The organism is Burkholderia sp. USMB20 (assembly GCF_000949135.2).
GTDB lineage: Bacteria > Pseudomonadota > Gammaproteobacteria > Burkholderiales > Burkholderiaceae > Burkholderia.
This window is the reverse complement of the sequence record NZ_JTAN02000005.1, coordinates 14734-36136: the sequence shown is the minus strand read 5'-3', so window position 1 is coordinate 36136 and position 21403 is coordinate 14734. Positions and strand designations below refer to the sequence as shown.

Here is a 21403-nt window from a genome sequence, read left to right as displayed (position 1 = left end):
GGGGTGCAGTTCAGTGGCTTATGCTCAGCCACCGGCCCGTTTTTTTCGTGCGGCGTCGCGCTTACTTCGCCGCGTTCACCGTCATCTTGAAGATGCCCTGCGCGTTGCCCGCATCGAAACGCAGGTCCGTCACCCAGCGGCGCGCCGCCTGGTCGAACGTGCGACGGCGCGTGATGAACTCGTAGAACGAGCCCGGCACGTTGCGCTTCACCGTGCCGCCGTCGCGCGTGCGGAACTCGCGCTCGACGATGTCCGCGCGATACGCGGTCTGGAACACGCGGCCCGAACGCGAGCGCTCGACTTCCGGCTTCATCGGCCGCCCCTTCGCCTTCTCGTCGTCGGACAGCTTGAACACGTCGGCCACGCGATCGGTCGCATGGTTGAACGCGTTGCCTTCGGTCGCGATCCACGCCATCTCGGCCGATTCGAGCAGCAGCGTTTCGTAGTCGAGTTCGTTCGGCAGGTCGTGCTGGCGCGCGAACGCACCGACGATCTCGGGCAGCAGCGCATGCGCGGCGTCGAGCGACAGCCAGCCTTCGCGCTCGATCTCCCACAGAAGCGCGACGGCCGCCGGCGACAGCGGATCGCGCGACGAACTCACGACGTTCGTCACGGCCTGCTGGAATTCCTTCGAGAAGCGCTCCGGATGCAGTTCGCTGACGAAGAACTGCGCGATCTCGTCCGGCGCGTCTTCGTGCGCATACGCGCGGCCGGTCATGCCGAGCTTGTCGAGCGGATAGCGGCCGTTCAGGCGGAAGCCGAGCGGACGCAGGATGCGCGTGAACGCGGCCTCGCCCGGCGGCAGCGCGCCCGTGTGCGGCCAGCGCACCGTGCGCAGCGCGCCGTGGTCGAAGTAGACCGAGCCGCCGTTTTCGATGGCATCGGCCGTATACGCGCGGCCGTTCGCCGAACGTTCGAGCAGCCCTTCGAACAGCGCCATGTTCATCGCCTGCGCGATTTCCGCGCGCGTGACGACGTCGGTTTCCCATTCGTCGAGGATGGCCGGCATGTTCAGGGTCGCGAACAGGGCGTCGGTCTTCGCCTGTCCCAGCAGCTTCGTCAGCAAGCTCTCGATATTCGGATTGCGCATCAGGATTCTCGTGTTCGGGGGACCGCCGGCAAACGTGCCGGCAACTCGATTGGCCGGCCGCCCAGCGGGCGCCTGGCCTTGCGTGGGATGCATTATTCAAAGGGTTGCAGCGGGGCGTAAAGCGAGATTAAATTGACACGTGATGAGTTTTTGGAATTATTCGCGATCCCCACACGCGTCCGACGGCCCGCCGCGGGCCGGTCCGTTCGTCAGACAAAACGAGCATCATGCGCAAATTCAAGATCCCCAACATGGGTGCGCTCGTGGCTTTCGAAGCCGCGGCGCGCCACGAGAGCTTCACGCACGCGGCCAAGGAGCTGTTCCTGACCGAAAGCGCGGTATCGCGGCAGATCGCGACGCTCGAGGCGAGCCTCGGCGTGCGGCTGTTCGCGCGCGTGAAGCAGCGCGTCGTGCTGACGCGCGCCGGCAAGCTGTACGGCACGCAGGTGCGGCGCGCGCTGGAGGCGCTCGACCGCGACACGCTGTCGATCATCGCGCACGGCAGCGGCGGCGGCTACCTGGAACTCGCGGTGCTGCCGACCTTCGCGTCGCACTGGCTGATTCCTCGCATCAAGAGCTTCTACGACCGCACGCCGGACGTGCGCGTGAACATGGGCAGCCGCACCGACCTGTTCTCGTTCGAGGACACCCACTTCGAGGCCGCGATCCACTACGGCAAGCCGACCTGGCCCGGCACGTCGTCCGACTACCTGTTCGGCGAGGAAGTCGTGCCGATCTGCTCGCCGGCGCTGCTCGACGGGCCGGTCGAACGCGTCGAGGATCTGCTCGCGTATCCGCTGCTGCACTCGACCACGCGTCCCGGCGCGTGGGCGCAGTGGTTCGAGACGCACGGCGTCGAGGACATCCGCACGATGCAGGGCGTGCGCTACGAGCTGCACACGATGCTGATCAGCGCGGCCGCGGCCGGGCTCGGCGTCGCGCTGGTGCCGAAGTTCTTCGTCGAGGAACAGTTGCAGCAGCTCGGCCTCGTCGTGCCGTGCGACGCGGCGACGGTCGGCGATTCGGCGTACTACCTCGTGTATCCGACGGAGTTCAGCCACAGCAAGCCGCTGGAATCGTTTCGGGCGTGGTTGCTGGAACAGGCGAGCGCGTATGCGGCGCCGGGGCGGGACAGGGAGGACGATGACATGGATGCAGAGGACGACGAAGACGTCGAGTGATCGCGACGCGTCACCGGAGGTCCGGTGCGCGCCGAGCCGGGCAACCCCGACCCGGCGCTCCGGGCAGCCGACCTCGCTTCGGCAGCGCGGCGGACCTTCTCTCTTTTCTTCACTGCGTCTGTTTTCTCTCAGGTTCCGGGCAATTTTTTCTTCGCCGCGCCGGGTCATTATCCGCTCAATGCGGCCGAAGTGAAACGTTTGCGTACGCACCGAACGGCTTATACCCGCCATTCGGACACAATCCTTCAAATTGTTTACGCGCGGTGCGATGGCATTCGGCAAATCTTGCAATCGGCTCGGCGTTCCTTTTTAATGGAACTGGTTCCATTCCGCGTTTCAGCCATGCCGACGCGTGACGTCCCGTCGTCCGCGCGTCATCATGCCGATTCAGGATCGAGGATCGTTCAGCTCAGGATTCCGCATCGCCCGTCCTTACCGGACACCCCCGTCAAACGAGACCGTCATGCCCGATTCCGCTTCCCTGCAGCAGCTGTTTCCCGCCTATCAGGACATCCCCGCCGAGTTCCGGCTCGCAGCCCCCATCCACCAGCGCGTGTCGCTGGTCGACGGCGAGCTGCGTCCGTGGGACGGCACGACGAAGACCGTGCTGTCGCCCGTGTGCGTGCGCCAGCCGGACGGCAGCGTCGCGCAGATGGAGATCGGCAGCTATCCGGTGATGGGCGAGACGGAAAGCGACGCGGCGCTCGACGCCGCGGTGCGCGCGTACGACTCGGGCCGCGGCGAGTGGCCGACGATGAAGGTCGAGCAGCGCATCGCCTGCATGCAGGACTTCATCAAGCGGATGGTCGCGCAGCGCGAGCTGGTCGTGAACCTGATCATGTGGGAGATCGGCAAGAGCCTCGCCGATTCGCAGAAGGAGTTCGACCGCACCGTCACGTACATGGCGCAGACGATCGACGCGCTGAAGGAGCTCGACAACGCGAACTCGCGCTTCGTGATCGCGGAAGGCACGATCGGCCAGATCCGCCGCACGCCGCTCGGCGTCGTGCTGTGCATGGGGCCGTACAACTATCCGCTGAACGAGACCTTCGCGACGCTGATCCCCGCGCTACTGATGGGCAACACGGTGGTGTTCAAGCCGCCGCAATACGGCACGCTGCTGTTCGAGCCGCTGCTCGAGGCGTTCCGCGACGCGTTCCCGAAGGGCGTGATCAACACGATTTACGCGCCGGGCGCGGTGGTCGTGCCGCACATGCTCGCGTCGGGCAAGATCAACGTGCTCGCGCTGATCGGTTCGAGCAAGGTCGCCGATCACCTGAAGAAGCAGCATCCGAAGTCGCACCGGCTGCGCGCGATCCTCGGCCTCGACGCGAAGAACGCGGCGATCGTGCTGCCCGACGCCGATCTCGACCTCACCGTGAAGGAGTGCCTGCTCGGCGCGCTGTCGTTCAACGGCCAGCGCTGTACCGCGCTGAAGATGCTGCTCGTGCACCGCTCGATCGTCGACGAATTCCTGAAACGCTTCACCGCCGCGCTCGAACAGCTGAAGATCGGCATGCCGTGGGAGAAAGGCGTGAGCATCACGCCGCTGCCGGGCATGCATCGCACCGCGTACATGACCGACGCGATCGACGACGCGAAGGCCAAGGGCGCGCAGGTCGTCAACCACTCGGGCGGCGAGTTCAGCAAGACGCTGTTCTACCCGGCCGTCGTGTATCCGGTGTCCGAAGGGATGAAGCTGTATCGCGAGGAGCAGTTCGGGCCGATCATTCCGGTTGCGCCGTTCGACGACGTGGAAACCGCGCTCGATTACGTGACGACCTCGGAGCACGGGCAGCAGGTCAGCATCTTCGGTTCCGATCCGGCGCAGATCGGCGCGCTCGTCGATCCGCTCGTGAACCAGGTGTGCCGCGTGAACATCAACTGCCAGTGCCAGCGCGGGCCGGACGTGTTCCCGTTCGCCGGGCGCAAGGATTCGGCGGAAGGCACGCTGTCGGTGAGCGACGCGCTGCGCGCGTTCTCGATCCGCTCGATGGTCGCGGCGAAGCAGACCGACGGCAGCAAGCAGCTGCTCGATTCGATCGTGTCCGATCACTACTCGAAGTTCATCAATACCGGCTTCATCTTCTGAAGCGCTGAAGCCGGGACGGCGCGATCGACGATCCGCCGCGTGTGTGCGCGGCGGATCGTCTGTTTTCGGATTCGGGGATTCGCGGTTCCGGGATTCGGGTTCCGGTGACCGCGGCGGGTTCGCTCACACGTTGGACGCGAGCAGCCGGACCCCGGCGAGCCCGAACACCACCGCGAGACACGCGTCCATCATGCGGCGGCCGCGCACGTACAGCCGGCGTGCACCGTCCGTCGAGAACACCAGCGCATAACCGCCGAACACCGCGCATCCGATCGCGAGGCAGCCCGGCACGACGGCGCCGTGCGACGCGCCCGCGCCGTTCGACGACAGCGCGACGATCGACACCCACACCAGGATCGCTTTCGGATTCGTCAGGTGAAGCATCGCGCCGCGCGCAAAGAAGCGCGACAGCGTCTGCTCGGGCGCAGCTTTCAGCGCGGCGCCCGCCTTCGCCGACCACGCGGTGCGGCCGGACTTGAACGCGAGCCACAGCAGATACACGCCGCCGAACAGCTTGATCGCGAGCAGCAGCTTCGACCATGCGAGCAGCGCGGCCGAAACACCCAAAGCGGCCACCGTCGCCCAGCACATCGAACCGGAGATCACGCCGAGCGCGAACGCGAGCGCCGCCTTGCGGCCGTGGTTCGCGGCGACCGACATGATCGCGAGATTGCTCGGGCCGGGGCTGCCCGTGCCGACGAAGTAAGCCGCGTAGGCCAGCAGCAGGTTGGCCGAGAAGAAGGCGTGGACGCTCATGTCGAACCTCGCGGGGGATGATGCGGTGATTGTTCGCGAACCCGGCGCCGCTGCCCATGAACAGTTGTCCGGTTATTCGGTGGGCCAGTTGGAGGGCGCGCGTGACGCCGGTTGCACGTGCGTCCGGCGGGCCGCGAAAAAAACGTCTCGGATATGAAACATCCGGCGCATGCGGCGCGCGCCTTCAATGCGCGGCGGGTGGCGGCGGGTGGCGTCGCGGCTCGCCGCACGAGACCGTCCCGAGGCCGCGGGGACGCCGCCGACGCCCATGCTCCGCGACCTTGCAGCGCTTCGTCGATCGACACACTCGACCGTTTTCAACCCGGCGTTACGTTACATCGCTGAAGCATTTCGTCCGTCCGGCCCCTGTCGCGCGGCCGACCGCGATCGCGCGCGGCGGATGGGCGCCCTGCCCGATTTTCCGTGCAAGCCAGTCCCGGCGGGACGCGATGACCGTTGCCGCGCCCCGCGTCAACAGTGCTCAACAATCGGATCGAGGGCTGGTACGGAACCTGCATTCGCATTGCAGTGACAGCCGCGCCGACGATCGGCGCGAACACCAACCCGGATCGGGACCGTCCCCGGATACGCCCGAACGATCCACGCAAGCTGCGAGGCACATCATGGATGCGCTGCCCAATTCGTCCGATACGTCGTTCCAGATCTTCCTCGCGAAACTGCTCGAACAGCCGCAGCCCGAATGGACGGAAAAGCAGCAGATGGAACTCGAGATGGCGCGCACGCTGTCGACCCGGATGGTCAGCTACGCGGAAGCCATGCGCGGCGGCAACGCGGATCTCGCGCACTGCCTCGTGCTGCTGCGCTACGCGAAGGTCCTCGACTTCATGCTGACGTCGCTCGCCGCGCACCGCGACATTCATCCGCAGACGCTGCGCACGCTGTTCCGGCTCGCGAACCTGAAGGTCGACGACGCGTATCCGGTGTGAGCGGGCCTCGGGCAGCCCGACGCGCCGCGTGCGCGGCTAGCGCGCCGCCCGCCCCGCCATCCACTTGCGGTACCCCCGCGTCTGACACTGCGCGGCGAGTTGCTGCGACACCAGCGCGCGCAGCGGCGACACGCGCGGATGCGTGCGCCGCCCGACGCTCAGCCGTGCGAGCTGGAACTTCACGACGGCCATGTTCGCCAGCGCGCCCAGCGCCTTGTTCTTCCATCGGATCGGCTGCAGCGCCGGCGCGCTGTCCTTGCCTGCCTGCCAGTCGCGCGGCAGGTTCGGCTCGATCGACAGCGCGGTCGCGATGCCGACCATCGCCACGCCGCTCGCGACCACCTGCTCGGCCACCGCGCGACGCCGGATCCCGCCCGTGACCATCAGCGGCATCGCCGCGACCGCCGTGATGTCCCGTGCGAATTCGAGGAAATACGCTTCGCGTGCCAGCGTGCGTCCGTCGCGCGCCTCGCCCTGCATCGCCGGCACTTCGTAGCTGCCGCCTGACAGTTCGACGAGATCGACGCCCAGCGGATTCAGCAGTTCGACGACGCGCTTCGCATCGTCCGCGCTGAAGCCGCCGCGCTGGAAATCGGCCGAATTCAGCTTGACCGACACGACGAACGCCGGCGATACCGTCGCACGCACCGCGCGCACGATGTCGAGCAGTAGCCGCGCGCGGTGCTCGATGCTGCCGCCCCACGCATCCTGCCGGCGGTTCGTCAGCGGCGACAGGAACTGGCTCAGCAGGTAACCGTGCGCCGCGTGGATCTGCACGCCGGTGAAGCCGCTTTGCTCGGCAAGCTGCGCGGCGCGCACGAAGCGCTGCTGCACGTCGGCGATGTCGGCTTCCGTCATCTCCTTCGGCACCGGAAACTGCTTCGACAGCGCGCCGAGCGCGAGCGGCACGGCCGACGGCGCGAGCGTCGTCTGGCCGAGCGCCGCCTGCATCTGGCGCCCCGGATGGTTGATCTGCATCCACACGTGCGCGCCGCCGGAGCGCGCGACCTGCGTCCACCGCCGAAAGCGGTCGAGATGCGCGTCGCCGTCGAGCACGACGCCGTTCGGCCCCGTCATCGCGCGGCCGTCCACCATCACGTTGCCGGTCAGGATCAGGCCGGCCCGGCCGTCGGCCCACGCCTGGTACAGGCGCAGCAACGCGTCGGACGGCGCGTGATCCGCATCGGCCATGTTCTCTTCCATCGCGGCCTTCGCGAGCCGGTTCGGAATCACCGCGCCATTGGGCAGCGTGAGGGGCGCAAACAGGTTCATGGTGGACTTCCTCGATTGACGATGCCCAACCATAACTTTAAAGTCAGCTTCAAGGTCAAGCCCCTCTGGAGCACAAGCATGAAAATCGGCGAACTGGCGCGCACCAGCGGCATCGCGGCGTCGCGCATCCGGTTCTACGAAGCGAGCGGCCTGCTCGAACCGGCGCGCCGGCAGGCGAACGGCTATCGCGAATACGGGCCGGAAGCGCTGACGCGGCTCGCGATCATCGACCGCGCGCAGCGCGCGGGCTTTGCGCTCGACGAGATCCGCGCGGTGCTGCCGCCCGATCTCGGCGCATGGCCGCGCGACGAACTGCTGGAGGCGTTGCGGCACAAGGTCGACGAAATCGCGCTGCTCGAGCAGCGGCTCGCGCAGAACCGGCGCAACCTGCAGACGCTGATCGACGAGATCGCGAACAAGCCCGCTGGCGAGGATTGCGCGGGCGCCGCGCAACGCATGCTCGACAAGCTGTGCAAGGAGGAAGCCGAGTCGGTGCCGGCGCCTGCGCCGATGGCGCACCATCGGCCGATGCGCAAGCGCGCGTAGGCGCGGCGAGCGCACGCGTGCGCCGGGTCTTGCGGTGTGGCTCACGCGCGCCGGCCCGCGCGCACGGCTGCGCGGATTTGCTTACGTCGCAGCGACGGCGTGGACGAGCGGCACAAGGCGACGGACGTCCTGCGCTGATCGACGTGCGCGAGCCGGCCTCGCTTACTTCGCGTTGCGCTCCATCGGCTCGCCGACGACGAACCCGCCGCCCTGGAAGCGTTGCGCGGGATCGTCGTACTCGGCGCTCGGCGCCGTCACCGGAAACAGCCCGGCGAACTGCTCGGAACTGTCCTGCGGCCGGAAGCCGAGGAAGCCGGCCTTCGTGTTGTCCCACCACTTCACCGGATTGTCCGACACGCCGTAGACGATCGCGTGGCCGACGCGGTTCGTCAGCAGCGAGCAGCGCACGAGCTCGATGAAGTCGCGATAGCTGAGGAACGTCACGAGCATGCGCGGGTTCTTCGGCACTTCGAACGACGAGCCGATCCGCAGGCACACCGTCTCGATCCCGAAGCGGTCGAAGTAGTAGCGCGACAGCGACTCGCCGAAGCACTTCGTCACGCCATACAGGCTGTCCGGACGCTGCGGCGAATCGGCATCGAGCACTTCCGTGACCGGATGGAACCCGATCGCATGATTCGAGCTCGCGAACACGACGCGCTTCACGCCGTGCTTGCGCGCGGCTTCGTACAGGTTGTACGTGCCGGTGATGTTCGCATCGACGAGATCGTCGAACGGCGCGTCGACCGAAATGCCGCCGAGGTGGACGATCGCGTCGACGCCGTCGACGAGTTCCATCACCGCCGGCCGGTCGGCCAGGTCGACGACCCGGGTTTCTTCGTGCGGGGCGGCGTCGCCCAGCGCGGCGATGTCGCTCACGCGCACGACGTCGGCCCAGTTCGCCAGCGCGCCGCGCACCTGACGGCCGAGATTGCCGGCCGCGCCGGTCAGCAGCAGACGCCCGAACGGCTTGCGTGCGCCGGTGGATGTGGCGTTCATCGAATCTCCTTGAATCTGTTCTGAGGTGTGCTGGACGTTGCCCGAAACCGGCGGAGCCGGCAAACAAGCGGAAAACGTTTTCCAACTATACGCGGGGCAAAAGCCGAACGTCAATGGTTGAACCTGTTCGCACCCATCCGCACTTTCCCGATATCGTCCGGCGGCCGGACGCCGGCTTTTTCTGCCACAATCCGGTGCAATCGAACGAAAACGTTACCCTTCCGATGAAAAAAGTTTCCCCGACGATCCGCGACGTGGCCGCGGAAGCCGGCGTGTCGGTCGCGACGGTCTCCAAGTACGTGAACGGCACGCAGCGCTTTTCGCCGACCGTCGAAGCGCGGCTCAAGGAAGCGATCGAGCGGCTCGGCTACCGTTCGAACCCGCTCGCGCGCTCGATGATCACCGGGCGCACGCGCACCATCGGCCTCGTGATCCTCGACATCAGCAATCCGCACTTCACGAACGTCGTCAAGGGCGCGAACCGCGTCGCGCTCCAGCACGACTACACGCTGCTGCTCGTCGATACCGAGGAGAACCAGGCGCGCGAACGCTCGCTGATCGAGGCGCTCGCGCAGCGCGTCGACGGGCTGATCGTCAGCACGCGGATGCCCGACGACCAGGCCGGCTGGATGCTCGACCTGCACAAGCCGCTCGTGCTGCTGCGCCGCAGCCCCGACCTGCCGATTCCGAGCGTCGGCATCGACAACCGGCTCGCCACCTACATGCTCGCGCGTCACCTGCTCAATCTCGGCCATACGCGCATCGCGTACCTCGGCTTCGGGCCCGCGCGCGTGAACGACGAACGGATCCAGGGCGCGCGCGACTGTCTCGCGGAAGCGGGGCTCACGCTCGACGTGCACGACGCGCACGCGCCGACCGCCGAAGCCGGCGAGCGCGCATGCTCGCGCGTGATGCTCGGGCCGCAGCGTCCGCAGGCCGTGATCTGCTACAACGACCTGATCGCGCTCGGCTTCATGAAGGAAGCGGCGTCGCTCGGGTTCCGGCTGCCGCAGGACGTGTCGGTTGCCGGCGTCGACAACGTGCCGTACGGCGCATACGCGGCGCCCGCGCTGACCACCATCGACATCCAGAGCGAAAACATGGGCGAGCTCGCGATGCAGAAGCTGATCGACGCGCTCGCCGGGCGTACCGAGGCAAGCTATTCGACGTTCGAGCCGCGGCTGATCATGCGCGCGTCGACGGCCGCGGTGGGTTGAAGCGCGCATCGCGTTCGATATCCGCTGTATCGCTGCTTCGTCATATCGTTGATTCGTCGCTTCGTCGCTTCGTCGCTTCGTCGCTTCGTCGCTTCGTCGCTTCGTCGCTTCGTCGCTTCGTCGCTTCGCAAACAAAAACGCGCCGCCTCCGGGCGGCGCGTTCGTTTGCCGTCACGCGATCACGCGTCGAGCTTCGCGGGCTTCATCTTCGGCGTGAGCATGTGCATGATCGCCAGCGCGAGCAGGTAGGCCAGCGCGCCGATCGCGAACAGCACCCAGTAGTGGCCCGTGCGTTGCAGCACCTGGCCGATCACTTCCGAGAACAGCACGCCGCCGATCGAGCCGGCCATCCCGCCGATGCCGACCACCGACGCGACCGCGCGGCGCGGGAACAGGTCGGACGCCGTCGTGAACAGGTTCGCCGACCAGCCCTGGTGCGCGGCGGCCGCGAGACCGACGATCAGCACCGCGATCCACAGGCTCTGCACCTGCGACACGAACGCGATCGGCAGCACGCAGCACGCGCAGAACAGCATCGCCGTCTTGCGCGCGCCATTCACGCTCCAGCCCGCGCGCAGCAGCGCCGACGACAGCCAGCCGCCGCCGATGCTGCCGACCGTCGTCAGCGCATAGATGCACACGAGCGGCAGGCCGATATGCTGCATGTCCATCCCGCGCGACTCGTTGAGCCACTTCGGCAGCCAGAACAGATAGAACCACCACACCGGGTCGGTCAGGAACTTGCCGATCAGGAACGCCCACGTCTCGCGCTTGCGGATCAGTTCGCCCCAGCGCGGCGCGCCGGCATCCGCGTTCGCCGCGTCGAGCGCTTCGGCTTCGTCGCGCGGCTCGTCGTATTCCGCGGCGAGCGCGCGCGTGTCGGCCGTGCGATACATCACCAGCCACACCGCGAGCCACACGATGCCGATCGCACCGATGATCACGAACGCCGCGCGCCACCCGTAGGCCACCGCGATCGCGGGGATGATCGCCGGCGCGAACACCGCGCCGATGTTCGCGCCCGAGTTGAAGATGCCGGTGGCGAGCGCGCGTTCGCGGCGCGGAAACCATTCGGCCGTCGTCTTGATCGCGGCCGGGAAGTTGCCGCCCTCGCCGATCCCGAGCAGCGCGCGCACCGCCGCGAAGCCCGTCACGGAGCCGACCGCCGCGTGCAGCATCGCCGCGATGCTCCACACCAGCATCGCGACCGCATACGAGATGCGCGTGCCGAGCCAGTCGACGATGCGTCCGAAGCCGAGCAGGCCGATCGCATAGAACGCGGAAAACGCCATCACGATGCGGCCGTACTGCACCTGGCTCCAGCCGATGTCGTGCTGCAGCATCGGCGCGAGCAGGCCGAGGATCTGTCGATCCATGTAGTTGATGACGGTCGCGAAGAACAGCAGCGCACAAACGGTCCAGCGGTAGCGGCTGGCCGCGGTGCGCACGGCACCGACGACGGCGGATTGCATGAATGTCTCCGATACGCGGTCGCGCCCGTCGCGCCGCTGGATGGTGCTGTCCGTGACCGGCGACGGGCGCCGGGGCGGGCGGCGGCCACACCCCTAGCGTGGCGCGGCCGCTCGTCCGTCGAGTTCTGGAAAACGTTTTTCAAAGGATAGGGCGTGGGTCGGTGCCGTGTCAGTCGGGGATTTCGATGAGTCATCTCAAAATTGGCCGTGCAAAAAGAGATGACTGTTTCGCAGAGTGGCATTAACCGTTTTTCCGGGATTCTCCCGCGTGCGAAACGGGGCCACGACGCGGGACGGTGCGTCGACACACATGTCCGATTCCAGCCGGAATCGGCGGCGCGGATGGTTTACAGTCGTCGCATGCGCCTCGATCCCGACACCTGCTACGACGCCCTGCTTGCGCGGAACCGCCGCTTCGACGGCTGGTTCTTCGTCGGCGTGTCGACGACCGGCGTGTATTGCCGCCCCGTTTGCCCGGTGAAACCGCCGAAGGCGCAGAACTGCAGTTATTACCCGACCGCCGCGGCCGCCGAGAAGGCCGGCTTTCGGCCGTGCATGCGCTGCCGGCCCGAGCTCGCGCCCGGCCACGGGCTGCTCGACCTTCATGGAGAAGCTTCGCGATGACGCACGCTCATCTGATTCCGAGCCCGCTGGGCGACATCGCCATCCGCATCGAGGACGATGCGCTCACAGGCCTGTTCTTCGTCGGCCAGAAATACTATCCGTCGCTGGCGATCGCGCCGGACGCGGACGTACGCAGCGCGTCGCCGCTTGTGTGCAAGGTTGCCGAACAAGTCGCCGAATATTTCACCGGCACGCGCGAAACCTTCTCGGTGCCGATTCATCTGCGCGGCACCGCGTTTCAGCGCAGCGTGTGGAAGGAACTGCTCGCGATTCCGTTCGGCGAACTCGTTTCATACGGCGACATCACCGAACGCGTCGGGCTGCCGATGAGCGCGGCGCGTGCCGTCGGCGGCGCGGTTGGCCGCAATCCTGTGTCGATCATGGTGCCGTGCCATCGCGTGATCGGCGCGTCGGGCAGCCTGACCGGTTATGCAGGCGGCATCGAACGCAAACGCGCGTTGTTGTTGCTCGAAGGCGCCGGGTTCGTGCGCGGGGAACGTCATCCGATGCAGCAGTCGCTGGCGTTCTGAATCAAGATCCGCGGCGCGCGTTGCCGCGTCATGCGCTCAGCGCCGGCCGGCGCGCTTCACGCTTCGCATACACGCCCGGCGTCACGTTGAACTTCGCCTGAAACAGCGCGATGAACGACGACGTCGAGTCGTAGCCCAGTTGCGCGGCCACCGCGCCGATCGGCTCGCCCGCATCGAGCAGCGGCAGCGCCGCGAGCAGCCGCACGGCCTGCCGCCACTCGGTGAACGACAGCCCCGTGTCCTGCCGGAACAGACGCGACAGCGTGCGCCGCGTCGCACCGACCTGACGGCCCCATTCGTCCAGACTGCGCGTGTCGCCCGGTTGCGCATGCAACGCACGCGCAATTTTGAGCAGACGCGAATCGTGCGGCAGCGGCACCGTCAGCGGCGCGGGCCGCATCCGCGCGATCCGGTCGGCGATCAGGCACACAAGCGCACCGTCCGGCCCCGACTCGTCGTAGTTCACCGGCAACTCGCCGGTCGCGATCACCAGCTCGCGCAACAGCGGCGTCATGCAGAGGATCATGCAATCGTCGGCGGCATCGTCGCGCGCGATCGCATCGTCGAGATACAGGCTGTGGAACGCGACGCAATCGCGCGTCGACACCGCGTGCGGCACGTGCGGCGGAATCCACATCGCGTAGTGCGGCGGCAGCAGATGCCGGCCCGACGGCGTCGATACCTCCAGCACGCCGCTCGTCGCATACATCAGCTGGGCCCACGGGTGACTATGCGCGTCGACGCTCGCGTTGCCGGGAATCCCGAACGCGCGCACGAACAGCGGCCTCGGCAGGCGCGCCATCGGCGGCACCGCGTACGGATCACCCGATTGTCCCGCCAGCGACATAAGACGTCCTCCGAAGGTCATTGCATGCACGATCGCGATGCTACCGTAACGACTCTTCTTTCTCACGGCTTCCGTTCATGAGCGCGCATACCCGCACCACCCGCAAGACCGTCACCGCGATCCGCGCGACGAAAGGCATCGGCAGCCTCGTCTCGCTCACCGCCTATTCCGCGCCGATGGCAAAGCTCGTCGACGAAGTGGCCGACGTGATCATCGTCGGCGACTCCGTCGGCATGGTGCTGTACGGCATGCCCGATACGCTGCGCGTCACGCTCGACATGATGAGCGCGCACGGCGCGGCAGTCGTGCGTGGCACCGCGCAGGCGTGCGTCGTCGTCGATCTGCCGTTTTCGACGTATCAGGAATCGCCCGCGCAAGCGTATCGCTCCGCCGCGCGGCTGCTCGCCGAAACCGGCGCGCAAGGCGTCAAGCTCGAAGGCGGCAGCGAGATGGCCGACACGATCCGCTTCCTGACGGAGCGCGGCATTCCGGTGATGGCGCACGTCGGCCTCATGCCGCAGCAGGCCAATGCGACCGGCGGCTTCCGCGCGCAGGGGATGGACCCGCGCTCGGCCGCACAGGTGTTCGACGCCGCGTGCGCGGCCGAGCGGGCCGGCGCGTTCAGCGTCGTCGTCGAGGGCACCGCGGAAGCGCTCGCGCGCCATCTGACCGAAACACTGTCGATCCCGACCATCGGCATCGGCGCATCGCCCGCGTGCGACGGGCAGGTGCTCGTGACCGAGGACATGATCGGCGCGTTCGACGCGTACACGCCGCGCTTCGTGAAGCGCTACGCCGATGCGAACGCGGTGATGCGCGACGCGATCCGCCAGTACGCGCACGACGTGCGGCAGCGCGTGTTTCCCGAGCCGGCGCACTGCTTCGGGTACGGCAAGCCGCTGCAACTCGCGGCAGCCGCCGCGGCGTGACGGCTGCGCTTACACGCACGATTACGCACGCTTGCGCATCGCATGCGCGACCCGCGCGTTGGCCTCGAACTTCGCACGATGCGTCGAGAAGAACGTCCGCACGTTGCGGACGTTCGATGCGCCGGTGAACAGCCGCCGCGCGAACGCGTCGTATTCGGCGACGTCGGCCAGGTCGGCCACGACCACGAAATCCGGCCCCGGCGACACGCGGTAGCACTGCGTGACCGCCGGCTCCGCGCACACGTAGGCTTCGAACGCATCGTAGTCTTCGGCCGTCTGCCGGTCGAGGCTGATCTCGATCAACGCCGTGACCGCCGTGCCGATCGCGACCGGATCGAGCACCGCGACCTGGCGGCGGATCACGCCCGCTTCCGTCAGCCGCCGCACGCGACGCATGCAGGTCGGCGGCGACGACAGCGCGCGCTCGGCGAGTTGCAGGTTCGACACCGATGCGTCGTCCTGCAGGATCGCGAGAATGCGCAGGTCGAGATCGTCGAGCGTGATGCCGGCCATGGGCGGCTCCTTCCGGTCAGGGTGTGAAATTTAATTTCAACATGATAGATGATCGCCTGTCTGTTTCATTCGTTGACGGATTTTGAAATTTAATTCCATCTATGCACCTCTACCATCGCTGTCACGGGTCCAGACAGGACATTTACGGAGCGCGCTATGTGTGGAATTGTCGGGGCGGTTGCCCAGCGGGACATCCTGCCGAACCTCGTCGACGGGCTGAAGCGGCTCGAATACCGCGGCTACGACTCGTGCGGCGTCGTGGTCTATCGCGATCGCGCGCTGGCCCGCGCGCGCAGCGTCGACCGCGTCGCCAACCTGCAGCGCGAGATCGCCGGGCATGCGCTGTCGGGCTACACCGGCATCGCGCATACGCGCTGGGCGACGCACGGCGCGCCCGTCACGCTCAACGCGCATCCGCACTTCTCGCCGAGCGACGACAACGCGCGCATCGCGCTGTCGCACAACGGGATCATCGAGAACTGCGATCAGCTGCGCGCGGAACTGCAGGCGCATGGTTATGTGTTCGCAAGCCAGACCGACAGCGAGGCAATCGCGCACCTGATCGATCACCTGTACGACGGCGACCTGTTCGACGCGGTGCGCCGCGCGGTCGCGCGACTGCGCGGCAGCTACGCGATCGCGGTGATGTGCCGCGACGAGCCGCACCGGATCGTCGGTGCGCGCGACGGGATGCCGCTCGTCGTCGGTGTCGGGGATGGCGAGAATTTCCTGGCGTCGGATGCGATCGCGTTGTCGGGCATCACCGATCGGATCGCTTACCTCGAGAACGGGGACGTTGCCGATATCCAGCTGCATCGCTACTGGATCGTCGATGCGGCCGGCCAGCGCGTCGAGCGTGCGGTGCAGCGGGTGGCCGCGCACAGCGGCGCGGCCGACCTCGGATCGTATCGCTATTACATGCAGAAGGAGATCTTCGAGCAGCCGCAGGCGGTGGCCGATACGCTGCTCGATGTCGGGTCGATCATGCCGGAGCTGTTCGGCGACGGCGCGTGGCGCGTGTTCAACGACGTCGATTCGGTGTTGCTGCTCGCGTGCGGCGGCAGTTATCACGCCGCGCTGACCGCGAAGTACTGGATCGAGAGCATCGCGAAGCTGCCGGCGAGTGTCGAGATCGCGAGCGAGTTCCGGTATCGCGACAGCGTGCCGAATCCGCGCACGCTGGTCGTCGCGGTGTCGCAGAGCGGCGAGACGGCTGACGTGCTCGGGGCCGTGCACGTCGCGAAGCAGCGCGGGATGCTGCACACGCTCGCGATCTGCAACGTCGCAACGAGCGCGCTGATGCGCGAATGCGCGCTGCAGTTCGTCACGCGTGCGGGGATCGAGATCGGGGTGGCGTCGACGAAGGCTTTTACGACGCAGCTCGTGGCGTTGTTCTTGCTGACGTTGTCACTGGCGCAGGTGCGCGGGCGGTTGAGCGACGACGAGGAGAAGGCGCATCTGCGTGCGCTGCGGCATCTGCCCGATGCGATGTCGAAGGTGCTCGCGCTGGAGCCGCAGATCATGGGCTGGTCGGAGTTGCTCGCGCGACGCGACAACATGCTGTTTCTCGGACGCGGAATGCATTATCCGATCGCGCTCGAAGGCGCGCTGAAGATGAAGGAGATTTCGTATATCCACGCGGAGGCTTATCCCGCCGGGGAGTTGAAGCATGGGCCGCTGGCGTTGGTCAGTAATGAAATGCCCGTGATTGCGGTGGCGCCGAATGACGTGCTGCTCGAAAAGCTCAGGTCGAACATGCATGAAGTCAGCGCGCGGAACGGCAGGCTTTTCGTGTTCGCGGATGTGGACTGCGGGTTGGTGCCGAGTGAGGGGATCGAGGTGATTCGACTCAATGAGTACTACGGGCCGTTGTCGCCGATCCTGCATACGGTGCCGATGCAGTTGCTGGCTTATCACGCGGCGTTGGCACGGGGGACGGATATTGATAAGCCGAGGAATCTGGCCAAGTCGGTGACGGTGGAGTGAGGGTATATCGCGGAGGGCCGGGCTGTGCCGACCGAACACCGACCGCACCGCAATCGCACGCAATCGCGCAGACGACCGGCGCCGAAGCACGCGACATACGTGCCCCCGCAAGCCGGTCGGCATCACCGCCCTGCACAGGAAAAAACCCTACTTCGACAACTTCAGTTTCTTCGCCAACACAACCCCGCTCGACGGACTCACCAGCGAGATCGCATTGATATCCATATGCAACCTGGAGATCCGGGTCGTAATGTCCGTCGGCTCGTCGATACTCGGATCGGCATGGTCGACTTGCTCCGTCAGATAAGGCCGAACCAGGCGCCCGGAAAAGACGAGCGCGAAGTCGCCATGCGCTTGAGCGTACACGGCAGGCGAAATCCGCATCCGGCTGCGAACCGTGGTCTTTTTCCCATGCCCGGAATCGAGTTCGATGATGTCGATCTGCTGGACGTACCCTTTCGCCTTCGCTTCGGGGGCGATCACGAGCCCTCGCCCTCGTGGCCCCTTCGTGACCTTCCGGAGCAGGATGCCCGTCCGGTCGCCGTGCTCCGCGTCGAACAGGTCGACGTCCAGCGTCAACAGGTGCCGTAGCGACCGGTACCTCAGCCCGTACTGCACCGGCACCACGAACGTCACGTCGCGATCGAGGCCGACGGCCGCCAGGTCGGGATTCGGGGCATACCGGTCGGTTGCGTCGGAGACGAGGCCGCGCACCCGGTCGCTCAAGGAAGGCGGCGCGGGGCTGATGTGCAGCTTCTTCAGGGCATCCCGAATGGCAACCGGGTCGTCGCCGACGATCGGTCGTGCGGGCGACGCGTCGTGATCGGCAGCAGGCGCGACGTGCGTCGTGCCGTCGACGGCCTCCGCCTCTGCATGCACCGCGACGGGCGCCAGGATCATCGTCAAAGCGACGACGCACGCGAAGCTCGAACGCCCCAACTTGGATTTCCGATGAAACACGAAGACTCCTGATTTTCTTGCGGATCGGTCAACGACGAGCACTATAGGGTGGAATGATAGGCAACGCATCCATTGTTTGAAATTCACCGATGCCCTGAGCGCCCCTTCGCCGGTTCATTGTCAGCCCGAAAGCAGGCCAACGCCCGCTCATCCGCAACCTCACCCCTGCCGATCCTCCCGCCGATACTCCGCCGGCGCCTTCCCGACCAGCTTGCGAAAATCGCGCGTGAAATGCGCCTGGTCGAAATACCCCAACGCCTGCGCCAGTTCCGCGAGATCGACCGGCTCGCCGCCGGCGAGTTTGTCGGCCGCCTCATGCAGGCGATAACGACAGATCACCCACTTCGGCGTCACGCCCACATAGTCGGAAAAGAGTTGCTGCAACGTGCGCTCGCTCAACCCCGCGCGCTCGGCCAGGTCACGCACCTGCGTGAGCCCGATATCCTGCTGCAGCATCTGCAAAATGCCATGAATACGTTCTACCTGCGGATCGGCCGGCGGCAGCACCCGCAACAGCAGCGCCTCGGCAGCCGCCACCATCCCGGCGTCATCCTCGGCACCGAGCACGGCGTCTTCGGCTTGCGCGTCGCCGCAATCGAGCAGCGTCGACACCGGCAGTACCTTGTCGGTCGACAAATGCACCGGCTTGCCGAAGAACGCCCGAAACGCGCCCGGCCGGAACCGCAAGCCGATCACGCGCCCGGCCCCGGCCAACGTCGTCTCGAACGCCCCCGACACCACGCCGAAGATCCCCGTCCGCCGCCGGTCGAACACCAGATTCACGCACGGATACGGCAGCGTGCGCTGCACATACGGCGGCTGGTCGCGCAGATCCCATTCGACGATCCAGTGGTGATCCAGCACCCCGGCCAGATCGGCACACGGGTAATAGCGATTCAGGCGGAAGCGCTGATTGAAGGCTTTCGGGCCGACGACGCCTTTGGGCGTCTCGGTCACGTTACGCAAGTCGGCCATGGTGACGAACCGTTGAGGTGACTGCGTGATGATGCACCGCCGCAGCGGATTTTTCCAAGACGAAGCCGCGCGGCCGTCCTATATTGGGCGGCCTGTCCCGAATGCACACCGGAGCCCGCGATGCCGCAAGACCGTCACCTGACCCTGTTCCACTCCCCGCGCAGCCGCTCGGCCGGCGCGCGGATGCTGCTGGAAGAACTGAGTGCCGACTATGAACTGCACGCGTTCGACCTCTCCACCGGCAAACATCACGAAGCCGAATACCTCGCCATCAACCCGCTGGGCAAGGTTCCCGCGCTGCGTCATGGCGACGTGATCGTCACCGAGCAGGCCGCCGTCTACATGTACGCGGCCGAGTTGTATCCGGAAGCCGGCCTGTCGCCGGCGCCGGGCGATTCGCTGCGCGGGCCGTATCTGACCTGGATGACGTTCTATGGCTCGTGCCTCGAGCCGGCCATCGTCGACCGCTCGATGAATCGCCCGCCCGCCGCCTACTCGACGTCGCCGTACGGCGACTTCGATACCGTGATGATGCGGATCGATGCGCAACTGGCGAAAGGGCCCTACCTGCTGGGCGAGCGCTTTACGGCGGTCGACGTGCTGTGGGGCTCGGCATTGAACTGGACGACGATGTTCAAGCTGGTACCCGAAACGCCGCGCATTCTCGCGTACATCGATCGCGTGCTGGCGCGCCCGGCGATCCAGCGCGCGCAGGCGGCGGATGCGGCGCTGGCGGCGGAACAGGACAAGGCCAAGGAGGCGGCCGCAGCCACGCGGTAGCCGGTTGGCGGGCGAACCGCGACGCCGGTCCCGCCCGCCGCGCCATCAGAACATCGTATGCAGGCCGACCCGCGCCACCGCCTGACTCGCTGAACTCGACGCCCCGTTCGGATCGAGCACGCCGTTGATCTGCGCGTTCGCGCCGCTGTTCGCGCGTTGATAATCGGCGGACACGTAGACCATCGTCCGCTTCGTGAACAGGTATTGAAGCGCGACGCTGACCTGATGCGCATGGTTGTCGTTCACGGCTTCGTTGCCCTTCATGTACATGTACTTCGCGCCGAGAAACACGTCCGGCCTGATGCGCCACACGCCACCGGCCTCGGCCATCCACACGCCGGCATCGTTGAACGAATTGTGCACGGTGGTCAGGAGTGCCTTCGCGCTCACCGCACCGAAGTCGTAGTGCATCCCGACACCCCAGTTGCGCACGCTGGTCGACGGTGTACCGGGCGCCGGGCCGTACTTCTCGTTCGTATATGCGGCACCGATGCCGAGCGCGCCGACTTCGTAGTTCAAGCCCGCGCTTACGGCATTGTCCGCGCCGATGGAACCGGCCACGCCGCCGAACGCATACATCACACCGCCGGAAAACCCCGCGACCGTCGGCGAAGTGTATTTGACCGAATTCGCGACCGGCTTGCTGCCTGCCGTGCGATCCCAGTCGAACGCGCCGGTCGGATTGCCGGGCAGCGCAAGACGCTGGAACGGGCCATTCCTGAATCCATACAGCCCCGAGATGTCCATCGAGATCGCATTCCCCTTCGCAAACAGCGAATCGACCATGAAGTCGTACTGATTCCCGAGCCTGACGCTGCCGAACCGGTCGCTCTCGATGCCCACGTATGCATTACGTCCGAAGATCCCGGTCCCGATGATGCTGCCGTTCGCCATCGAGAACTGGTTCACGAGCGCGAACGTCGCGTGATATCCGCCGCCGAGATCTTCCGTGCCGCGAAAGCCGAACAGGTTCGGCGTGAAGATGCCGTCGTCGAACTTGACGTTCTTCCCGCCGCCCTCGTTGCTGACGTACGAGATGCCGCTGTCGATCAGACCGAACATGGTCACGCTGCTCTGTGCATACGCACCCTGCGCGATGGCCAGCATCGCGACTACTCCAAACCTGAGCTTCATTGCGTCTCCGTCTTTTTTGAAATTCGAGCCGGTCGCCCGCCACGTCGCGAACGATCCGCCCCATGCTTCGTTAAACAACACCTTCCCGCCGGATCAGGCTTGCATCCGGTCCGGCACAATGAGATTTACTTAGCTATACTTATTTACTGGAACGAATGAAATCCCGCGCATTTCCGATTTCTTCCAGCCAGATGCGATCGGCCCGTCCGCCGATTCAGGCGCTCCGGCAAATCACCCACGCCGCCGCATCCACCTCGACGGCCACGGCTTCCAGCCCGGCACCCGAACACGGCCCGTCGATACACACCCCGTCGTCGAACCGGAACAGCGCACTGTGATGCGCGCACATCAGCACCTGGGATCGATAGCAGGAAACGCTGCCCGGCACGAAATCGAGCGGAACCGAGAAATGCGGGCAACGATTCACGTAAGCCCACACCTGCTCCCCGCGCCGCACGACGATGACGGGGCGTCCGATGCACGCCTCATCGACGACCCGCGCGCCACCATCCGGCACATCGGCGAAGCGACAGAGTTGCGTGGCACCCATGAC

At 66.3% G+C, this 21403-nt stretch carries 20 protein-coding genes and 1 pseudogene; 10 read left to right on the top strand and 11 right to left on the bottom strand.

Going from position 1 to position 21403, the window contains the following annotated elements; translation table 11 throughout:
• Nucleotides 1-61 precede the first annotated feature (61 nt).
• Nucleotides 62-1090 (bottom strand): DUF1338 domain-containing protein, encoded by a 1029-nt coding sequence (locus PL79_RS07970; RefSeq protein WP_044848361.1) that lies wholly within the window; start codon nt 1088-1090, stop codon nt 62-64.
• Between the two features lie 227 nt (nt 1091-1317).
• On the opposite strand from PL79_RS07970, the gene PL79_RS07965 reads away from it, so the two are divergent.
• Nucleotides 1318-2271: a LysR family transcriptional regulator gene (locus tag PL79_RS07965; RefSeq protein WP_044848360.1), complete on the top strand. Its 954-nt coding sequence runs from the start codon at nt 1318-1320 to the stop codon at nt 2269-2271.
• A gap of 463 nt (nt 2272-2734) precedes the next feature.
• Nucleotides 2735-4363 carry an NADP-dependent glyceraldehyde-3-phosphate dehydrogenase gene (locus PL79_RS07960; RefSeq protein ID WP_044848359.1) on the top strand — a complete coding sequence of 543 codons (1629 nt, stop codon included), beginning with the start codon at nt 2735-2737 and terminating at the stop codon, nt 4361-4363.
• 123 nt (nt 4364-4486) lie between these two features.
• Here the strand turns inward: PL79_RS07960 and PL79_RS07955 are convergent, their stop codons facing one another.
• Nucleotides 4487-5119 carry a LysE family translocator gene (locus PL79_RS07955; protein WP_044848358.1) on the bottom strand — a complete coding sequence of 211 codons (633 nt, stop codon included), beginning with the start codon at nt 5117-5119 and terminating at the stop codon, nt 4487-4489.
• Nucleotides 5120-5742: 623 nt separating this feature from the next.
• Here PL79_RS07955 and PL79_RS07950 point away from each other — a divergent pair.
• Nucleotides 5743-6066 (top strand): hypothetical protein, encoded by a 324-nt coding sequence (locus tag PL79_RS07950; RefSeq protein ID WP_044848357.1) that lies wholly within the window; start codon nt 5743-5745, stop codon nt 6064-6066.
• Between the two features lie 36 nt (nt 6067-6102).
• Here the strand turns inward: PL79_RS07950 and PL79_RS07945 are convergent, their stop codons facing one another.
• Complete coding sequence (locus tag PL79_RS07945) at nt 6103-7338, bottom strand: NADH:flavin oxidoreductase/NADH oxidase family protein (protein ID WP_044848356.1); 1236 nt, start codon at nt 7336-7338, stop codon at nt 6103-6105.
• A gap of 78 nt (nt 7339-7416) precedes the next feature.
• Between PL79_RS07945 and PL79_RS07940 the strand changes: the two genes are divergently transcribed.
• Nucleotides 7417-7884 (top strand): MerR family transcriptional regulator, encoded by a 468-nt coding sequence (locus PL79_RS07940; protein WP_044848355.1) that lies wholly within the window; start codon nt 7417-7419, stop codon nt 7882-7884.
• Nucleotides 7885-8046: 162 nt separating this feature from the next.
• Here the strand turns inward: PL79_RS07940 and PL79_RS07935 are convergent, their stop codons facing one another.
• Nucleotides 8047-8883, bottom strand: a complete 837-nt coding sequence (locus PL79_RS07935) for an NAD-dependent epimerase/dehydratase family protein (RefSeq protein WP_044848354.1) — start codon at nt 8881-8883, stop codon at nt 8047-8049.
• 113 nt (nt 8884-8996) lie between these two features.
• Here PL79_RS07935 and PL79_RS07930 point away from each other — a divergent pair, with 113 nt between their 5' ends.
• Entirely contained in the window at nt 8997-10100 is a 1104-nt protein-coding gene (locus tag PL79_RS07930; protein WP_052664833.1) for a LacI family DNA-binding transcriptional regulator, read from the top strand.
• A gap of 179 nt (nt 10101-10279) precedes the next feature.
• Here PL79_RS07930 and PL79_RS07925 read toward each other — a convergent pair whose 3' ends face one another.
• Nucleotides 10280-11572: an MFS transporter gene (locus tag PL79_RS07925; RefSeq protein ID WP_044848352.1), complete on the bottom strand. Its 1293-nt coding sequence runs from the start codon at nt 11570-11572 to the stop codon at nt 10280-10282.
• Between the two features lie 342 nt (nt 11573-11914).
• Here PL79_RS07925 and PL79_RS07920 point away from each other — a divergent pair.
• Together PL79_RS07920 and PL79_RS07915 are read left to right on the top strand one after the other, a co-directional pair.
• Nucleotides 11915-12181: pseudogene (locus PL79_RS07920) on the top strand (Ada metal-binding domain-containing protein); the annotation flags it as partial.
• A gap of 11 nt (nt 12182-12192) precedes the next feature.
• Nucleotides 12193-12726 carry a methylated-DNA--[protein]-cysteine S-methyltransferase gene (locus PL79_RS07915; RefSeq protein WP_044848350.1) on the top strand — a complete coding sequence of 178 codons (534 nt, stop codon included), beginning with the start codon at nt 12193-12195 and terminating at the stop codon, nt 12724-12726.
• A 28-nt stretch (nt 12727-12754) separates the two neighbouring features.
• Here PL79_RS07915 and PL79_RS07910 read toward each other — a convergent pair whose 3' ends face one another.
• Nucleotides 12755-13573 (bottom strand): AraC family transcriptional regulator, encoded by an 819-nt coding sequence (locus PL79_RS07910; protein WP_044848349.1) that lies wholly within the window; start codon nt 13571-13573, stop codon nt 12755-12757.
• Between the two features lie 77 nt (nt 13574-13650).
• Here PL79_RS07910 and panB point away from each other — a divergent pair, with 77 nt between their 5' ends.
• Nucleotides 13651-14502 (top strand): 3-methyl-2-oxobutanoate hydroxymethyltransferase, encoded by an 852-nt coding sequence (panB, locus tag PL79_RS07905; RefSeq protein WP_044848348.1) that lies wholly within the window; start codon nt 13651-13653, stop codon nt 14500-14502.
• 21 nt (nt 14503-14523) lie between these two features.
• Here panB and PL79_RS07900 read toward each other — a convergent pair whose 3' ends face one another.
• Nucleotides 14524-15015: an Lrp/AsnC family transcriptional regulator gene (locus tag PL79_RS07900; protein ID WP_006761025.1), complete on the bottom strand. Its 492-nt coding sequence runs from the start codon at nt 15013-15015 to the stop codon at nt 14524-14526.
• A gap of 156 nt (nt 15016-15171) precedes the next feature.
• Between PL79_RS07900 and glmS the strand changes: the two genes are divergently transcribed.
• Complete coding sequence (glmS, locus tag PL79_RS07895; RefSeq protein ID WP_044848347.1) at nt 15172-17001, top strand: glutamine--fructose-6-phosphate transaminase (isomerizing); 1830 nt, start codon at nt 15172-15174, stop codon at nt 16999-17001.
• Between the two features lie 147 nt (nt 17002-17148).
• Here the strand turns inward: glmS and PL79_RS07890 are convergent, their stop codons facing one another.
• Together PL79_RS07890 and PL79_RS07885 are read right to left on the bottom strand one after the other, a co-directional pair.
• On the bottom strand, nt 17149-17961 hold the full coding sequence (locus tag PL79_RS07890) for a hypothetical protein (protein WP_044848346.1): 813 nt from the start codon (nt 17959-17961) through the stop codon (nt 17149-17151).
• A gap of 159 nt (nt 17962-18120) precedes the next feature.
• Complete coding sequence (locus PL79_RS07885) at nt 18121-18936, bottom strand: AraC family transcriptional regulator (RefSeq protein ID WP_044848345.1); 816 nt, start codon at nt 18934-18936, stop codon at nt 18121-18123.
• Between the two features lie 120 nt (nt 18937-19056).
• Here PL79_RS07885 and PL79_RS07880 point away from each other — a divergent pair, with 120 nt between their 5' ends.
• The gene (locus PL79_RS07880) at nt 19057-19716 is read left to right on the top strand and encodes a glutathione S-transferase family protein (protein ID WP_044848344.1); all 660 of its coding nucleotides are present in this window, start codon (nt 19057-19059) and stop codon (nt 19714-19716) included.
• A 45-nt stretch (nt 19717-19761) separates the two neighbouring features.
• Here the strand turns inward: PL79_RS07880 and PL79_RS07875 are convergent, their stop codons facing one another.
• Entirely contained in the window at nt 19762-20850 is a 1089-nt protein-coding gene (locus PL79_RS07875) for a porin (RefSeq protein ID WP_044848343.1), read from the bottom strand.
• Nucleotides 20851-21064: 214 nt separating this feature from the next.
• Nucleotides 21065-21400 (bottom strand): Rieske (2Fe-2S) protein, encoded by a 336-nt coding sequence (locus PL79_RS07870; RefSeq protein WP_044848342.1) that lies wholly within the window; start codon nt 21398-21400, stop codon nt 21065-21067.
• Nucleotides 21401-21403: the final 3 nt, after the last annotated feature.

Bases quoted from the DNA above. Each gene is read 5' to 3' on its own strand.
- PL79_RS07955 (WP_044848358.1), bottom strand. From the start codon at position 5,119: ATGAGCGTCCACGCCTTCTTCTCGGCCAACCTGCTGCTGGCCTACGCG.
- PL79_RS07965 (WP_044848360.1), top strand. From the start codon at position 1,318: ATGCGCAAATTCAAGATCCCCAACATGGGTGCGCTCGTGGCTTTCGAA.
- panB (WP_044848348.1), top strand. From the start codon at position 13,651: ATGAGCGCGCATACCCGCACCACCCGCAAGACCGTCACCGCGATCCGC.
- PL79_RS07910 (WP_044848349.1), bottom strand. From the start codon at position 13,573: ATGTCGCTGGCGGGACAATCGGGTGATCCGTACGCGGTGCCGCCGATG.
- PL79_RS07900 (WP_006761025.1), bottom strand. From the start codon at position 15,015: ATGGCCGGCATCACGCTCGACGATCTCGACCTGCGCATTCTCGCGATC.
- PL79_RS07925 (WP_044848352.1), bottom strand. From the start codon at position 11,572: ATGCAATCCGCCGTCGTCGGTGCCGTGCGCACCGCGGCCAGCCGCTAC.
- PL79_RS07915 (WP_044848350.1), top strand. From the start codon at position 12,193: ATGACGCACGCTCATCTGATTCCGAGCCCGCTGGGCGACATCGCCATC.
- PL79_RS07935 (WP_044848354.1), bottom strand. From the start codon at position 8,883: ATGAACGCCACATCCACCGGCGCACGCAAGCCGTTCGGGCGTCTGCTG.
- PL79_RS07880 (WP_044848344.1), top strand. From the start codon at position 19,057: ATGCCGCAAGACCGTCACCTGACCCTGTTCCACTCCCCGCGCAGCCGC.
- PL79_RS07970 (WP_044848361.1), bottom strand. From the start codon at position 1,090: ATGCGCAATCCGAATATCGAGAGCTTGCTGACGAAGCTGCTGGGACAG.
- PL79_RS07875 (WP_044848343.1), bottom strand. From the start codon at position 20,850: ATGAAGCTCAGGTTTGGAGTAGTCGCGATGCTGGCCATCGCGCAGGGT.
- PL79_RS07885 (WP_044848345.1), bottom strand. From the start codon at position 18,936: ATGGCCGACTTGCGTAACGTGACCGAGACGCCCAAAGGCGTCGTCGGC.
- PL79_RS07870 (WP_044848342.1), bottom strand. From the start codon at position 21,400: ATGGGTGCCACGCAACTCTGTCGCTTCGCCGATGTGCCGGATGGTGGC.
- PL79_RS07950 (WP_044848357.1), top strand. From the start codon at position 5,743: ATGGATGCGCTGCCCAATTCGTCCGATACGTCGTTCCAGATCTTCCTC.
- PL79_RS07945 (WP_044848356.1), bottom strand. From the start codon at position 7,338: ATGAACCTGTTTGCGCCCCTCACGCTGCCCAATGGCGCGGTGATTCCG.
- PL79_RS07930 (WP_052664833.1), top strand. From the start codon at position 8,997: ATGGTTGAACCTGTTCGCACCCATCCGCACTTTCCCGATATCGTCCGG.
- glmS (WP_044848347.1), top strand. From the start codon at position 15,172: ATGTGTGGAATTGTCGGGGCGGTTGCCCAGCGGGACATCCTGCCGAAC.
- PL79_RS07960 (WP_044848359.1), top strand. From the start codon at position 2,735: ATGCCCGATTCCGCTTCCCTGCAGCAGCTGTTTCCCGCCTATCAGGAC.
- PL79_RS07940 (WP_044848355.1), top strand. From the start codon at position 7,417: ATGAAAATCGGCGAACTGGCGCGCACCAGCGGCATCGCGGCGTCGCGC.